Source organism: Paenibacillus polymyxa, assembly GCF_001719045.1.
Lineage (GTDB): Bacteria > Bacillota > Bacilli > Paenibacillales > Paenibacillaceae > Paenibacillus > Paenibacillus polymyxa_B.
The window spans coordinates 2,093,100-2,107,971 of the sequence record NZ_CP015423.1; the positions used below are offsets into that span (position 1 = coordinate 2,093,100).

Annotated in this window: 28 protein-coding genes; all 28 read right to left on the bottom strand. The window is 44.7% G+C overall.

From position 1 onward, the window contains the following. Nucleotides 1–976: 976 nt before the first annotated feature. A complete protein-coding gene (rpsI, locus tag AOU00_RS09375) occupies nt 977–1,369 on the bottom strand; it encodes a 30S ribosomal protein S9 (RefSeq protein WP_013312140.1) in 393 nt (130 codons plus the stop codon). Nucleotides 1,370–1,389: 20 nt separating this feature from the next. After that, on the bottom strand, nt 1,390–1,827 hold the full coding sequence (gene rplM, locus AOU00_RS09380; protein ID WP_013312141.1) for a 50S ribosomal protein L13: 438 nt from the start codon (nt 1,825–1,827) through the stop codon (nt 1,390–1,392). A 183-nt stretch (nt 1,828–2,010) separates the two neighbouring features. Further along, complete coding sequence (gene truA / locus AOU00_RS09385) at nt 2,011–2,796, bottom strand: tRNA pseudouridine(38-40) synthase TruA (RefSeq protein ID WP_061831400.1); 786 nt, start codon at nt 2,794–2,796, stop codon at nt 2,011–2,013. A 151-nt stretch (nt 2,797–2,947) separates the two neighbouring features. Then, nucleotides 2,948–3,313, bottom strand: coding sequence for a 50S ribosomal protein L17 (gene rplQ / locus AOU00_RS09390; protein WP_013312143.1), 366 nt, complete (start codon nt 3,311–3,313; stop codon nt 2,948–2,950). 34 nt (nt 3,314–3,347) lie between these two features. After that, nucleotides 3,348–4,292, bottom strand: coding sequence for a DNA-directed RNA polymerase subunit alpha (locus AOU00_RS09395; RefSeq protein ID WP_007432558.1), 945 nt, complete (start codon nt 4,290–4,292; stop codon nt 3,348–3,350). Between the two features lie 135 nt (nt 4,293–4,427). Continuing rightward, complete coding sequence (rpsK, locus tag AOU00_RS09400; protein WP_013312144.1) at nt 4,428–4,823, bottom strand: 30S ribosomal protein S11; 396 nt, start codon at nt 4,821–4,823, stop codon at nt 4,428–4,430. A 19-nt stretch (nt 4,824–4,842) separates the two neighbouring features. Beyond that, complete coding sequence (gene rpsM / locus AOU00_RS09405) at nt 4,843–5,211, bottom strand: 30S ribosomal protein S13 (RefSeq protein WP_007432560.1); 369 nt, start codon at nt 5,209–5,211, stop codon at nt 4,843–4,845. 21 nt (nt 5,212–5,232) lie between these two features. Then, entirely contained in the window at nt 5,233–5,346 is a 114-nt protein-coding gene (gene rpmJ, locus AOU00_RS09410; protein ID WP_003333770.1) for a 50S ribosomal protein L36, read from the bottom strand. 118 nt (nt 5,347–5,464) lie between these two features. Beyond that, nucleotides 5,465–5,680, bottom strand: a complete 216-nt coding sequence (gene infA, locus AOU00_RS09415; protein WP_006212898.1) for a translation initiation factor IF-1 — start codon at nt 5,678–5,680, stop codon at nt 5,465–5,467. A 2-nt stretch (nt 5,681–5,682) separates the two neighbouring features. Further along, entirely contained in the window at nt 5,683–5,991 is a 309-nt protein-coding gene (locus tag AOU00_RS09420; RefSeq protein ID WP_013312145.1) for a KOW domain-containing RNA-binding protein, read from the bottom strand. A 9-nt stretch (nt 5,992–6,000) separates the two neighbouring features. Then, nucleotides 6,001–6,540, bottom strand: coding sequence for a M24 family metallopeptidase (locus AOU00_RS09425; protein ID WP_061831399.1), 540 nt, complete (start codon nt 6,538–6,540; stop codon nt 6,001–6,003). Nucleotides 6,541–6,545: 5 nt separating this feature from the next. Continuing rightward, the gene (locus AOU00_RS09430; protein WP_061831398.1) at nt 6,546–7,190 is read right to left on the bottom strand and encodes an adenylate kinase; all 645 of its coding nucleotides are present in this window, start codon (nt 7,188–7,190) and stop codon (nt 6,546–6,548) included. Nucleotides 7,191–7,280: 90 nt separating this feature from the next. After that, entirely contained in the window at nt 7,281–8,579 is a 1,299-nt protein-coding gene (secY, locus tag AOU00_RS09435) for a preprotein translocase subunit SecY (protein WP_061831397.1), read from the bottom strand. After that, nucleotides 8,579–9,019 (bottom strand): 50S ribosomal protein L15, encoded by a 441-nt coding sequence (gene rplO / locus AOU00_RS09440; RefSeq protein ID WP_013312149.1) that lies wholly within the window; start codon nt 9,017–9,019, stop codon nt 8,579–8,581. The genes secY and rplO overlap by 1 nt, the downstream gene beginning before the upstream one ends. A gap of 43 nt (nt 9,020–9,062) precedes the next feature. Next, entirely contained in the window at nt 9,063–9,248 is a 186-nt protein-coding gene (gene rpmD / locus AOU00_RS09445) for a 50S ribosomal protein L30 (RefSeq protein WP_013312150.1), read from the bottom strand. A gap of 12 nt (nt 9,249–9,260) precedes the next feature. Then, the gene (gene rpsE, locus AOU00_RS09450) at nt 9,261–9,758 is read right to left on the bottom strand and encodes a 30S ribosomal protein S5 (RefSeq protein ID WP_013312151.1); all 498 of its coding nucleotides are present in this window, start codon (nt 9,756–9,758) and stop codon (nt 9,261–9,263) included. Between the two features lie 27 nt (nt 9,759–9,785). Further along, nucleotides 9,786–10,154, bottom strand: a complete 369-nt coding sequence (rplR, locus tag AOU00_RS09455; RefSeq protein WP_007432568.1) for a 50S ribosomal protein L18 — start codon at nt 10,152–10,154, stop codon at nt 9,786–9,788. Nucleotides 10,155–10,269: 115 nt separating this feature from the next. Beyond that, a complete protein-coding gene (gene rplF, locus AOU00_RS09460) occupies nt 10,270–10,812 on the bottom strand; it encodes a 50S ribosomal protein L6 (protein WP_013312152.1) in 543 nt (180 codons plus the stop codon). Nucleotides 10,813–10,845: 33 nt separating this feature from the next. Next, a complete protein-coding gene (rpsH, locus tag AOU00_RS09465; RefSeq protein WP_007432570.1) occupies nt 10,846–11,244 on the bottom strand; it encodes a 30S ribosomal protein S8 in 399 nt (132 codons plus the stop codon). Between the two features lie 32 nt (nt 11,245–11,276). Beyond that, a complete protein-coding gene (locus tag AOU00_RS09470) occupies nt 11,277–11,462 on the bottom strand; it encodes a type Z 30S ribosomal protein S14 (RefSeq protein WP_010348808.1) in 186 nt (61 codons plus the stop codon). Nucleotides 11,463–11,538: 76 nt separating this feature from the next. Then, nucleotides 11,539–12,084: a 50S ribosomal protein L5 gene (gene rplE / locus AOU00_RS09475; protein ID WP_007432571.1), complete on the bottom strand. Its 546-nt coding sequence runs from the start codon at nt 12,082–12,084 to the stop codon at nt 11,539–11,541. Between the two features lie 31 nt (nt 12,085–12,115). Continuing rightward, nucleotides 12,116–12,469 (bottom strand): 50S ribosomal protein L24, encoded by a 354-nt coding sequence (gene rplX / locus AOU00_RS09480; RefSeq protein ID WP_013312155.1) that lies wholly within the window; start codon nt 12,467–12,469, stop codon nt 12,116–12,118. Nucleotides 12,470–12,505: 36 nt separating this feature from the next. After that, the gene (gene rplN / locus AOU00_RS09485; protein WP_007432573.1) at nt 12,506–12,874 is read right to left on the bottom strand and encodes a 50S ribosomal protein L14; all 369 of its coding nucleotides are present in this window, start codon (nt 12,872–12,874) and stop codon (nt 12,506–12,508) included. Nucleotides 12,875–12,908: 34 nt separating this feature from the next. Then, entirely contained in the window at nt 12,909–13,172 is a 264-nt protein-coding gene (gene rpsQ, locus AOU00_RS09490) for a 30S ribosomal protein S17 (protein WP_007432574.1), read from the bottom strand. A gap of 50 nt (nt 13,173–13,222) precedes the next feature. Then, nucleotides 13,223–13,420 (bottom strand): 50S ribosomal protein L29, encoded by a 198-nt coding sequence (rpmC, locus tag AOU00_RS09495; RefSeq protein ID WP_007432575.1) that lies wholly within the window; start codon nt 13,418–13,420, stop codon nt 13,223–13,225. Then, a complete protein-coding gene (rplP, locus tag AOU00_RS09500) occupies nt 13,410–13,844 on the bottom strand; it encodes a 50S ribosomal protein L16 (protein WP_007432576.1) in 435 nt (144 codons plus the stop codon). Before rplP ends, rpmC begins: the two co-directional genes overlap by 11 nt. Nucleotides 13,845–13,846: 2 nt before the next feature. Continuing rightward, complete coding sequence (rpsC, locus tag AOU00_RS09505; RefSeq protein WP_013312156.1) at nt 13,847–14,512, bottom strand: 30S ribosomal protein S3; 666 nt, start codon at nt 14,510–14,512, stop codon at nt 13,847–13,849. 13 nt (nt 14,513–14,525) lie between these two features. Next, nucleotides 14,526–14,858, bottom strand: a complete 333-nt coding sequence (rplV, locus tag AOU00_RS09510; protein ID WP_013312157.1) for a 50S ribosomal protein L22 — start codon at nt 14,856–14,858, stop codon at nt 14,526–14,528. Between the last annotated feature and the right edge of the window lie 14 nt (nt 14,859–14,872).

The window sequence follows — 14,872 nt, forward strand, 5'->3', positions numbered from 1 at the left end:
GCAGCCATCGGTAATGCTGAACAGCTTTGGGTTGCTTTGATCAAGCAAGAACCATCTGTAGAAGAAAGCAAGCATCGTTTCTAAATCTAAGATTATCGAAGGATGCTAACCGAGGGAATTGAAAATGACTTTAGGTTTCACTCTACTATTCTGGAGCTCTGGCGTCAGCGATGCCTTCATTCTGAAAATTATAAAAGGAATGACTGCGCGCTGAACTCTTAGTATACCTCTATTCAATCCTAAAGCGCTCGTAGCGGCAATTCCCGAGGAATTGATCACTGGACACAAGCAAGACTCTTATCGCTACTAGAAGCCTATTTAAAGCCTGTCATCAATGAGGGGCGATATTATGAGGTTAGACAGTCGGACAATACATGGTGCTCCCAGTTATAGTTTGGAGCGATTGCTGTGTAGACTATTTCTATTACCAGTAACATGTACATCGGCGTTGCAATTGCAGTAGCCTAGGAAGCGGACACTGCTAGGCTAAGGACCGTCCTTCTGCTCCGTGCACACAAATAAAAAGAGGTATTCCTTGCCGTATCCCTAGCTACGCCCAAAACAGCTGTACAAGAGGCATAGACAGTGCCAGCCAGAACATATCAAGGAGGACTTTACATAAACAAGTGAAAGCAAAGTATCCTCGTGAAACAGCACTTAGCAGAGAATATTAAGATGAGGCTATATAGAATAACCGAACATTATATTTTTAGTCACAGGTTATAAACATTACAGAATAAACTGCGTTGAAATAGCAAACTGTATTTGTGTATAACAATATCATCTTCAATTCCATGGTGGATAACTTTTCGTATTCCGTGCATTTGCATGCAGTTATTTATGTATTCGCTGAAACATGCTGAAGCTTGTAACTTTTAGAGCAGGTCTACTTATCCACATGTGGATAATGATCAGGAAATGACTAAATAAAAAAGAACCCTTTCCATAAGGAAAAGGTTCTTCTGTATTCGAAATATTAACGTTTCGAGAACTGTGGTGCACGACGAGCGGCTTTGAGACCGTATTTTTTACGTTCTTTCATACGTGGGTCACGAGTCAAGAAACCTGCTTTTTTCAAAGCTGGACGGAATTCTGGATCTGCTTTCAACAGAGCACGGGAAATACCGTGGCGAATTGCGCCGGCTTGACCAGAGATACCACCACCATGAGCGATAACGAGTACGTCATAGCTGCCAACTGTTTCTGTCAGGTTCAGTGGTTGTTTTACGATCAGTTTGAGTGTTTCCAAACCGAAATATTCATTAATATCACGCTTATTGATGACAATGCGTCCTTCACCCGGTACGAGACGAACACGAGCTACCGAATGTTTACGACGACCTGTCCCATAGTATTGTACTTGTGCCATGAAACTGTCCTCCCTTTTAATTATCCGCGAAGTTCGTAAACTTCAGGTTTTTGTGCTGCATGTGGATGCTCAGTGCCTCTGTAAGCTTTAAGTCTCAGCTTCATTTTCTCGCCTTGACGAGTTTTAGGAAGCATACCGTGAACAGCCAATTCTAACATACGCTCAGGCTTGTTCTTAACCATTTCTTGTGCAACCGTTACTTTCAGACCACCCGGATGCAGGGAGTGACGGTAGTATTTCTTGTTCTCCATTTTTTTACCGGTCAATACGATTTTTTCCGCATTGATTACAACAACAAAATCACCTGTGTCCACATGTGGTGTAAATTGTGGCTTGTGTTTGCCGCGAATCAACGCAGCCGCTTCGCTTGCCAGACGGCCGAGCGTTTTGCCTTCGGCATCAATGATGTGCCAGTTGCGCTCAACTTCATTTGGCTTCGCCATATACGTAGTACGCATGAAAAGTATCCTCCTTAAGTTCGTTAACAGAAATCATCATTTATCTTCGTTCGTTAAGTTGCTGCATTATTGATGGATTAGATGTTAATTTAAAGTGATCATCTTAATTGGGGCTGTGGGAAAGCCATTAAGAAAACACAACTTTTATATTACAGGATAACCATCAATTCCGCAAGGGTAAAATCAATGTTTTTTGATGTTTTCGTCGTACTCTACATTCCAGAGCGTTAAAGCGTGTCCAACGGCCGTAGGTCCAGCCTTTGAACGATTTTTCGCCTCCAAAATGGAAGGAATATCATCCGACGATTTTTTGCCTTCTCCCACTTCCAGCAAAGTACCCATAATAATCCGAACCATGTGCTGTAAAAATCCGCTACCTGTAATATAAGTATGGATAATTCCCTGATCATCCGAGCCCGGACGTGAAAAGGAATGGTCTACTGTCATATAGGCTTCGTAAATAGTGCGAACATGATTCGTCTTTTGGGAACGTCGAGATGCGAACGAAGTATAGTCAAAGGTGCCCACTAAATGAGCCAACCCTTCCTCCATCGCTCTTACATCCAGTCTCGTTGGATGATGGGCCTGTGTACGACGGTGAAAGATGTCCGGAAACCGGTTCGCATTAATGCTGTACCGATATGTCTTCCGCTTCGCCATGCGGCGTGCATGAAAGGACAGTGGCACCTCTCTCGCATCCGTAACGATGATATCACGAGGCAACCAGGCATTAAGTGCCAGACACCAGCGCTGTAACGGAATCGGCGATTCAGTGTGAAAATTGAATACCTGCCCGTATGCATGTACACCTGCATCTGTACGGCCTGAGCCTGTAATTTTAAGACGCTCGCCCGTCAATGAGTAAATAGCATGTTCAAGGCAGTCCTGAATGGTGTTACCGTCAGGCTGCGTCTGAAAGCCATCATAGTGGGTTCCGTCATAGTTCACCTTCATGCACAAGTTCCGCATGTTTCTCACACCTTTATAGGGGTAGTCTCTGGCCTTACAAGGAATAACCGAACATAACAAAGGAGAAGTCCCTCAAGGACTCCTCCAAGAGAAAAAAAGGGTTGTTCAGAATCAAGCCGATTCTGTCCACCCTTCCCTCATCTTCGCCTGTCTACGCGCGGTCAACCAATTCCAGATATACCATTGGAGCGGCGTCGCCACGACGAGGTCCCAATTTCAAGATACGAGTGTATCCACCTGGACGCTCAGTGTAACGTGTAGCCAATTCGCTAAACAGCTTTTGGATTGCATCCTGCTCACCATCCAAAGTTTCACGGCGAACGAACGCAGCCACTTGACGACGTGCGTGCAGATCTCCTTTTTTCGCTTTGGTGATCAGTTTTTCAGCAATAGAACGAACTTCTTTCGCTTTAGCCTCAGTAGTTTGGATACGCTCATACAAGAACAGATCGGTTACCAAATCACGAAACAAAGCTTTACGGGCACTGGAGTTACGGCCCAATTTTTGGTATGCCATGTAATTTCCCCTCCTTCACAAAAACGTTGCTGTACTATTCTTCCGTACGAAGTCCTAAACCAAGTTCCTCAAGCTTCTCTTGTACTTCTTCCAAAGATTTGCGACCCAAGTTACGGACCTTCATCATATCTTCTTCAGATTTAGTCGTGAGTTCTTGTACCGTATTGATACCAGCGCGCTTAAGGCAGTTATAGGAACGGACGGAGAGATCCAGCTCTTCGATCGTCATTTCAAGAACTTTTTCTTTCTTGTCTTCTTCTTTTTCAACCATAATTTCAGCATCTTTTGCCTCGTCCGTGAGACCCACGAACAACATCACATGCTCGGTCAAAATTTTGGCTCCAAGGCTCACTGCTTCCTCGGGACGAATACTTCCGTCAGTCCAAACCTCAAGTGTCAGCTTGTCGTAATTCGTAACCTGGCCGACACGCGTATTTTCTACGCCGTAGTTCACGCGTGCAATCGGAGTGTAGATGGAGTCGACGGGAATGACGCCGATCGGCTGGTCATCACGTTTGTTCCGATCCTGCTTAACGTAACCGCGACCGCGATTGGCAAAAATACGCATGTGAAGTCTCGAACCCGGTCCGAGCGTAGCAATGTGAAGATCCGGATTAAGAATTTCCACATCACTATCCGCACGGATATCTCCTGCCGTTACAACTCCTTCGCCTTCCGCATCGATTTCGAGTACTTTCTCTTCATCCGAGTGGATTTTAAGCGATAAAGCTTTCAAGTTCAGAATGATCTCCGTTACGTCTTCCTTCACACCGGGAACCGTTGCAAACTCGTGCAGAACCCCATCGATCTGAACCGATGTGACTGCTGCCCCCGGTAACGAGGATAACAGAATACGGCGAAGCGAGTTACCCAACGTCGTACCGTATCCGCGTTCCAGCGGTTCTACTACGAATTTTCCATAGGTGCCATCATCATTGACGTCAACCGTCTCAATTTTCGGCTTTTCGATTTCTATCACTGCAATATCCCTCCTTCAAAACGTCGCTCCTATATGAAACATTCACCTTATCCATAGTCTATCATGCAGTATACCTAAACATCCATTCTTGGCAGTTTGTGCCGGATCTATACTACACGCAGAGGAGAAATCTCATTAGACGCGACGACGTTTTGGAGGACGGCATCCGTTATGAGGTACCGGAGTTACGTCTTTAATCAGGTTAACTTCCAAACCAGCAGCTTGCAAAGAGCGAATTGCTGCTTCGCGACCTGCACCAGGTCCTTTAACCATGACTTCGACAGTTTTCATGCCGTGTTCCATAGCAGCTTTAGCAGCAGTTTCTGCAGCCATTTGTGCTGCGAATGGAGTAGATTTACGGGAACCACGGAATCCCATGCCGCCTGAGCTGGCCCAAGAGATTGCGTTACCGTGTGGATCTGTGATCGTAACGATCGTGTTGTTGAACGTGGAACGGATGTGTGCCACGCCAGTCTCGATATTTTTACGGTCACGGCGTTTTGTACGTACAACTTTTTTCGGTTTAGCCATTGAATGTTATCCTCCCTTCTTATTTCTTTTTGTTCGCTACAGTCCGACGAGGACCTTTACGGGTACGAGCATTAGTTTTAGTACGTTGTCCGCGAACAGGCAATCCACGACGGTGACGAACACCACGGTAGCAGCCAATCTCAGTCAGACGTTTAATATTCAAGGAAATTTCACGACGCAGATCGCCTTCTACTTTAACTTCTTTGTCGATCGTTTCACGTAATTTGCTCACTTCATCTTCAGTCAAATCACGAACACGCGTGTTTGCACTGATGCCTGTTTCCTTCAAGATTTTCTGAGAAGTCGTTTTACCGATTCCGAAAATGTAAGTCAAGGCGATCTCAACGCGTTTGTCACGTGGCAAATCCACACCAGCTATACGAGCCATTTTACGCTACACCCCCTTCTATTAACCTTGTTTTTGTTTGTGTTTCGGATTTTCGCAAATAACCATTACATTCCCTTTGCGGCGAATGACTTTGCATTTTTCGCAAATAGGTTTTACAGAAGGTCTTACCTTCATGTTGATTACCTCCTCCAAGCTTTACCCTGGTAAAACTCGCTTCGTGAACATTCACATCGTTTTGCCGAGCAAAACAAGTTTTTTTAAATGACATACGTTTAATAAAAACCTGCATGAATTACTTGCGGTACGTTATACGGCCTTTGGTTAAATCGTAAGGCGATAACTGTACAACCACCTTGTCGCCTGTCAAAATACGGATAAAGTGCATCCGCAGCTTTCCGGAAACATGAGCAAGAATTTGATGACCGTTCTCCAGCTCTACCTTGAACGTAGCGTTCGGTAGTGGCTCGATTACCGTACCTTCAACCTCAATGACATCTTCTTTGGCCAAAGTCAGTCTCCTTTCTCTTCAGCTTGGTATTCGGACGAGTCCAGGAAAGTTTTCACTGCATGGCGCAGCTTTCCGTTCGTCACCCGACCGCTTTCGTTTAAACTGTTTACAATCTCGCTACTAATCTTTGGCTGAGGCACCAAATGAAGAACATTTTTCTTCTTCGCTTGATCAAACTTTCGTTTATCCCCATCCGCAATATATACAAACCTGCTATCTGCTACTGAAACGACAACCGCAATCTGTCCGGCACCTCTGCCCTTCAGAATCTTCACCAGCTGACCGATTTGCAGGTTTCCTTGCTGAATCATTCCAATCACCTACGCACTCAGTTTCGTGAAAATGTCCATGCCGCCCGTTTCGCACGTCACCGCTTGCTCGTTATGAGCACATGAGGTTACGTTCATCGTAACGACCGTCCAGTTGTCTTCCAGCGTCCCTACATGGTGAGAACCTATCTGAATCATAGATTCAATAGCCAGCCCAATGCCGGTTTTCAGCCTCGGCCCCTGCTCAGGAATACCACGGTTTGGATTCTCAATATATTGCCGAATGGCATGCGACATTGTAAACTGGCGAGTTTTCGCGATGATATCGCCTTTGTTTAACTTGCGTTTGCCGGGAAATCCGTGCACCAGTTGTTCGTTGACTGAAGCGCAAATGCTAGCAGGAAAACCGTTATAACCTTTAAAAGACGGCACAGCTCCCTGACTGCGAATATACCGATCAGCTAAATGATCAAGTTCACCGGTCGTAATACCGGGCTCGATGTGTCCTGCCAAGAGATGATCCGTCTCCGTATCTATTCTCTTAGCTTTCCTCATTAAGCTTGATTCCGTCCCCGACTTGCAAATGATCATTACAGCTAACCCCGCAACAAGGACACGATATTTTGGGAAACCACATCAATATCCTGTTCTCCGTCAATATGACGCAGAAGATTCTGGTTCTCATAAAACGTGAGGAGTGGTGCTGTTTTATTACTATATTCTTCAAGTCGTGTTCTTACGCTATCTTCATTATCGTCAGGACGCTGATAGAGTTCCCCACCGTCTTTATCGCAAATGCCTTCAACCTTAGGAGGATTAAAGACAATATGATAGCTAGTTCCGCAGCTTTTACAAACCCGCCGTCCTGTGATTCGTGCCAACAAGTTGTCACTATCCACTTTCAAGTTGATGACGTCATCTAGCTTCGTATTCAAACGACCCAAAATTTGATCCAAGGCTTCAGCTTGAGCCAAAGTTCTTGGAAAACCGTCCAGCAAGAACCCTTTCTTGCAATCTGGCTGTTGTAGCCGTTCTTCAACGATACCGATTGTTACGTCATCCGGAACAAGTTCACCCTTGTCGATATATTCTTTAGCTTTAATGCCAATAGGTGTTCCCTGTTTCATCGCTAGGCGAAAAGCATCACCTGTCGAGATATGAGGAATGCCGAATTCCTTCACAATGACATCTGCTTGTGTACCTTTACCAGCCCCCGGAGGGCCCATGATCAAAATATTCACAATCTGTCACTCCTCAAGACGACCCCTACACAAGAAACAGCACAAAAGGTGCCGGTAAGCATGCGAACATCCTAAGCCGGTACCTATTGCCTATTTGTTGATGAAGCCTTTGTAATGGCGTTTGATCAGTTGGCTTTCGATTTGCTTCATTGTATCCAATGCTACACCAATGATGATGAGCAATGAAGTACCGCCAATTTGCACGGAACGAGGCAAGCCCGAAAGCGAACCGAAGAATACCGGCAAAACGGATATGACTGCCAGAAACAAAGCTCCTGTCATTGTCAAACGTGACATTACTCGTGTCAAGTATTTCTCCGTGGCTTTACCCGGGCGAATTCCCGGAATATAACCGCCGTTTTTCTTCATATTGTCGGCCATTTGCTGCGGATTCATCTGTACAAAGGTATAGAAGAATGTGAAACCGATAATCATTACGACATACAAAACCATGCCCAGCGGCTTGTCATAGTACAAGTAAGTGGTAATCCACTTAGCCCAAGCATGATCTGCCCAGAAACTCGCAATAATTGTCGGGAATTGCAGCAATGATACCGCAAAGATTACCGGAATAACGCCTGCCGCATTAATTTTCATCGGAATATGCGTATTCTGGCCACCGTACATTTTGTTGCCAACTACACGTTTCGCGTATTGTACCGGGATTTTCCGAATACCTTGCTGGATGTAGATAACACCAACAATAATCAGAACAATCACCAGGGCAATTATAATTGCCTTCAGAATATTCATAAACAGCTGATCTGCCTGAATAAACTGAGATTCTACAACCGTCCGAATATGTCTTGGAATACCCGCAGCAATCCCTGCGAAGATAACAATAGAGATACCGTTGCCGATTCCCTTTTCAGTAATTTGCTCACCGAGCCACATAAGGAACGTAGTTCCTGCTGTAAGCACAATGGCAATAACCAGATAATCTGCAAAAGTGGCTCCTGGAATCATCGCTGCACCGTACAGTCGATTAAAGCCAATCGACGTTCCGAATGCTTGAATCAGGCCAAGTATTACCGTACCATAACGCGTAATTTGAGCCAACTTCTTTTTACCATGCTCTCCTTGTTTAGCCCATTCCGCAAGTTTCGGAATCACGTCCATTGACAGCAACTGTACAATGATGGACGCTGTAATATATGGCATAATCCCGAGGGCGAAGATCGAAAACTGATACAATGCGCCCCCTGAGAAGGTGTTAAGGAGTCCAAACAACTCGCTTCCTGCCTGATCCTGAGAAGTAAAGACTTGCTTATTCACGCCGGGAACCGGCACGAAGGAGCCAATACGATATACAAAGAGTATAAACAGGGTAAACAGGATTCGGGTTCTAAGATCCTCAACCCGCCATATATTTTTCAGGGTCTTGAACATTAGATCACCTCGGTTTTACCGCCGGCAGCTTCAATTTTCTCTACCGCAGATTGAGAGAACTTGTTCGCTTTAACTGTCAACTTCACAGTGATTTCACCGTTACCCAGAATTTTAATTCCGGATTTGGCGTTTTTCACAATGCCATTGTTCAGCAAAAACTCAGGGCTTACTTCTGTACCCGCTGCAAAACTGTTCAAATCTTCGATATTCAAAACCGCATACTCTTTACGAGTAGGATTTACGAAACCGCGTTTAGGCAAGCGACGATACAGTGGGTTTTGACCACCCTCGAAGCCCGGACGTACACCACCGCCGGAACGAGCGTTTTGACCTTTATGACCACGACCAGAAGTTTTACCCGTACCGCTACTAGGACCACGACCCAAACGTTTACGTTCTTTGCGGGAGCCTGGAGCTGGGGAAAGCTCATGTAACTTCATCGTTCGTTGCACCTCCTTGATTATTGTTAAAATACTTTATTTCTTAAGCCTCAATTTCTTTAACAGAAACCAAATGGCTAACTTGATTAATCATCCCGCGAATAGCTGCATTGTCGGGTTGAACTACTTTATGGTTGATTTTACGCAAGCCGAGCGTTTTAACAGTCGTTCTCTGATTACCAGGACGGCCGATCAACGAACGAACGAGGGTAATTTCTAATTTCGCCATGATATTCCCTCCTTAGCCCAGCAGCTCTTCGATGGATTTGCCGCGCAATTTTGCAACTTCTTCAGCGCGTTTCAAGCGGGACAAACCTTCCAAAGTCGCATTGACCATATTCATGGAATTCGAAGAACCCAAAGATTTTGTCAAGATATCACCTACACCAGCAAGTTCCAGTACAGCACGAACCGGGCCACCAGCGATAACTCCAGTACCTTCCGATGCCGGTTTCAACAGAACCCGGCCAGCACCGAACTTACCTGTAACAAGGTGAGGAATTGTTGTTCCTACGAGTGGAACGTGAACCAGGTTTTTCTTAGCATCTTCAATACCTTTGCGAATTGCATCAGGTACTTCGCCAGCTTTACCGATTCCAGCGCCTACCCAGCCGTTGCCGTCGCCCACTACTACCAGAGCACTGAAGCTGAAACGGCGTCCGCCTTTGACAACTTTAGCTACACGATTAATATTTACTACTCTTTCAGTCAGTTCCAAAGTATTCGGATCTACACGCAAGTCGTTAACCTCCTTTTGAGAAATGTCTTAGAATTCAAGGCCTGCTTCGCGAGCTGCATCAGCCAAAGCTTGAATCCGTCCATGATACAAGTATCCACCACGGTCAAATACGATGTTAGCATGACCTTTTTCTTTCGCACGTTTAGCAACGAGTTCGCCAACTTTACGAGCTGCTTCTACACTACCGCCGTTTTTGATTTCGCTGCTCAGTTCTTTATCCATAGTGGATGCAGATACCAATGTTACACCAGCTACATCATCAATCAGTTGTGCGTAGATATGCTTGGAAGAACGGAACACGTTCAAACGAGGACGTACAGCCGTACCTTCGATTTTCTTACGTACACGCAGATGTCTTCTGACACGTGCTTTATTTTTATCTTGTTTTGTAATCATCTCAAGTTTTCACTCCCTTCAGTTTGCCTTTTAAAACTTTATACTAAGACGCACTGGGTAAAAAAGAAGTACGAAGTCCTTCCAGCAGAAAGACCGCACAAAGTCGGTAAGAAACTTATTTCTTCTTACCGGCTTTACCTTCTTTACGAATGATGCGCTCGCCTTCGTATTTAATCCCTTTACCTTTGTACGGTTCAGGTTCACGAACGGAACGAATTTTAGCAGCGTAGGCACCTACACGCTCTTTATCAATTCCGCGAACGATGATTTTAGTGTTCGAAGGAACTTCGAATTCGATGCCCGCTTCCGGTGTGATTTCAACCGGGTGAGAGTATCCAACGTTCAGAACGATTTTATCTCCGGATTTGCTTGCACGATATCCGACCCCAACCAGCTCCAGAGATTTTGAAAACCCTTCAGTTACACCACTTACCATGTTGTTGACAACGCTGCGGGTTGTTCCATGCAAAGAGCGGTGAAGTTTGTTGTCCGAAGGACGAACTACATTAATTTCATTGTTTTCCACAGTAACGGACATGTCTTTATGAAGCTCACGAGTCAATGTTCCTTTAGGACCTTTAACTGTGATTGCTGTGTTGTTCAAAGTCACGTCAACACCACTTGGTACTGTGATTGGTTTACGACCAATACGGGACATATCTGTTGCACCTCCTATCTTTTAAACGTTATCTTACCAAACGTAGCAAACAACTTCTCCGCCGGCTTTGGACTGACGCGCTTCTTTGTCAGTCATGATACCTTTGGATGTTGAAATGATTGCGATCCCGAGTCCACCCAGTACGCGTGGAATCTCATTGCTCTTCGTGTAAACGCGAAGACCTGGTTTACTGATTCTTTTCAAACCTGTAATAACACGCTCGTTGTTCGCACCGTATTTCAAGAAAATACGGATGATCCCTTGTTTGCTATCTTCAACAAATTCCGCATCACGAATGAATCCTTCACGTTTCAGGATGTCGGCGATTTGTTTTTTCATTGTAGATGCAGGCATTTCTACTGTTTCGTGACGAACTGTGTTCGCGTTACGAATACGAGTAAGCATATCTGCAATTGGATCAGACATAGTCATTGTGTATAAACCTCCTTCCCAAACAGGACTTTTTACCAGCTTGCTTTTTTCACGCCAGGAATCTGGCCTTTATAAGCTAATTCACGGAAGCAAATTCTGCAGATCTTAAACTTTTGCAGTACCGAATGTGGACGACCACAACGCTCGCAACGAGTGTAAGCACGAACTTTAAACTTTGGTGCGCGTTGTTGTTTGACTTTCATTGAAGTTTTTGCCACTTAGCCTGACACCTCCTAAATAGTTTCGGAGAACAGGGTGTCTTTAAAATCAGACGCCCGAAACGTTATGCCAACATTATTTTGCGAAAGGCATGCCCAGCTGAGTCAGAAGCTCACGGGACTCTTCGTCAGTTTTGGCAGTCGTTACGATAACGATGTCCATACCACGAACTTTATCAACTTGATCATACTCGATTTCCGGGAAGATCAACTGTTCTTTCAGACCAAGCGTGTAGTTACCACGTCCGTCAAAAGCTTTTGTCGATACACCATGGAAGTCACGTACGCGAGGAAGAGTAATGTTGAACAATTTGTCCAAGAAATAATACATACGCTCGCCACGAAGTGTTACCTTTACACCGATCGGCATGTTTTCACGCAATTTAAAACCTGCAATAGATTTTTTTGCGCGAGTGATTACTGGTTTTTGACCAGCGATCAGCTGCATGTCGTTGAGAGCTGAATCAAGTACTTTGGAGTTTTGGACTGCGTCGCCAACACCCATGTTGATTACAACTTTCTCGATTTTAGGCACTTGCATCACTGTTGTATAGTTGAACTTCTGCATCAAAGCAGGAGTGATTTCTTTCAAGAAACGTTCTTTCATTCTTGTTGTAGCCATGAATCATATACCTCCTTTCTTCAAAAAATAATTAGTCGATCACTTCGCCAGAACGTTTTGCAATGCGCACTTTTTTTCCGTTATCCAAAACTTTGTAACCAACACGGGTTACTTTTCCGCTCTTCGGATCAATGTGCATAACGTTGGAAACGTGAATCGGAGCTTCTTTCTCGATGATGCCGCCTTGTGGATTCAACTGATTAGGCTTTTGGTGTTTTTTAATCATGTTAACACCTTCCACAAGCACACGGTTTTGACGAGGGTAAGCAGCGATAACGCGACCTTTTTTACCTTTATCTTTACCTGTAATCACCAGAACAGTGTCGTCTTTTTTGACGTGCAGCTTGTTGTTATGGGATTCCAGAACTTTTTTCACTTTTGGCATTTCGTACACCTCCTACGGGCACATTTTAAGGTGAGTTTAGATCACTTCCGGAGCCAAGGAAACGATTTTCATGAAGTCCTTGTCACGAAGTTCGCGAGCAACTGGTCCGAAAATACGAGTACCACGTGGGCTCTTGTCTTCTTTAACGACCACTGCTGCGTTTTCGTCAAATCCGATGTAGGAACCGTCTTTACGGCGGATAGAACGTTTAGTACGAACAACAACCGCTCTTACTACATCACCCTTTTTGACAACGCCGCCTGGTGTTGCTTGTTTTACGGAACAAACGATCAGGTCACCAATTTGAGCTGTACGACGTCCCGTACCACCGAGCACACGGATACACATCAGTTCCTTCGCGCCGGAATTGTCAGCTACAGTCAAACGTGTAAATGGTTGAATCATTTATTTATCCTCCTTTCGGAAAAACTACACTACATTAGATTATAACAGCTTTTTCAACGATTTCGACCAGTCTCCAGTTTTTGTCTTTGGACAAAGGGCGAGTTTCCATGATTTTAACAGTATCACCAATTTGTGCGGTGTTGTTTTCATCATGAGCTTTGAATTTCTTAGTTACTTTAATGCGTTTATGGTAGAGATCATGTTTTTTGTAAGTTTCTACAGCAATCACAATCGTTTTATCCATTTTGTCGCTGACTACTTTACCGACTAATACTTTACGGGCATTACGTTCGCTCATTGTTGGCCTCCTTCCTAATTACAGGCGGATTTTCCACCCGGTCTGATATCTTAGCTAATCCCAAGTTCTCTTTCACGGATCACAGTTTTAGCACGAGCAATTTCCTTACGCACAGCGCCGATCCGAGTCGGGTTATCAAGCTGACCGGTAGCGAGTTGAAAACGAAGGTTGAAAAGTTCTTCTTTAAAACCGGAGATCTTTTGTTCGATTTCAGCAGTGGTTAGGTTGCGGAATTCACTAGCCTTCATTTGCTTCACCACCCAATTCTTCACGTTTCACAAACTTAGTTTTGATTGGCAGTTTGTGAGCGGCAAGACGCATTGCTTCACGAGCAATCTCTTCCGGAACACCAGCAAGTTCGAACATAATCTTGCCTGGTTTCACTACTGCAACCCATTTTTCTACGTTACCTTTACCACTACCCATACGAACCTCAAGAGGCTTCTGAGTAATTGGTTTGTCAGGGAAAATTTTAATCCAAACCTTACCACCACGTTTGATGTAACGAGTCATCGCAATACGAGCAGCTTCGATTTGACGGTTAGTAATCCATGCAGGTTCAGTAGCTTGCAAACCGTACTCACCAAAGTTCAGTGTAGTACCGCCTTTCGCACGACCCTTCATATGACCACGTTGTTGTTTACGATGTTTTACGCGTTTTGGTACCAACATGATTAGTTGCCTCCTTCCTGAGGAGCTTGTTTCTTAGCTGGAGGAAGAACCTCTCCACGATAGATCCATACTTTTACGCCAAGACGACCGTAAGTAGTATGAGCTTCCGCTGTACCATAGTCAATGTCGGCACGAAGCGTATGCAGTGGAACTGTTCCTTCGCTGTACCCTTCGGAACGAGCGATTTCGGCACCGCCAAGACGTCCGCCTACTTGAGTTTTAATTCCTTTTGCTCCGGAACGCATAGTTCTTTGAATTGCTTGTTTCAAAGCACGACGGAAAGAAACACGACGTTCCAATTGTTGTGCAATGCTTTCAGCAACCAGAATTGCATCCAGTTCAGGATTTTTAATTTCAGAAATATTGATGTGTACCTTTTTACCGCCTGCGATTTTAGTAATTTCATTACGCAGATTTTCAACTTCGGAACCACCCTTACCGATAACCATACCTGGTTTCGCAGTGTGAATCGTTACGTTGACACGGTTAGCTGCTCTCTCGATTTCAACACGGGATACAGCGGAGTCTTTCAATCTTTTTTTCAGATGTTCACGAATTCTAACGTCTTCCAGCAAAAGATCACCGAAATCTTTGCCTGCATACCATTTGGATTCCCAATCACGGATAATACCGATTCGGAGTCCGACGGGATTTACCTTTTGGCCCACACGTTTTCCCTCCTTATTTTTCAGATACCACCAGAGTAATATGACTGGTGCGTTTGTTGATGCGACTTGCACGACCCATTGCACGCGGGCGGAATCGTTTCATTGTAGGACCTTGGTTTACAAAAACCTGAGATACTACCAATTTATTTACGTCCAAAGAGTAGTTGTGATCTGCATTTGCAATCGCAGAATTCAACAATTTCTCAACGACTGGAGAAGCGGACTTTGGAGTGTGACGAAGAATTGCGATCGCCTCACCAACCTGCTTACCGCGAATCAAATCGATAACAAGTTTCACTTTGCGAGCAGAAATCCGTACGGACTTAGCATGTGCTTTTGCTTCCATTGAGTTTACCTCCT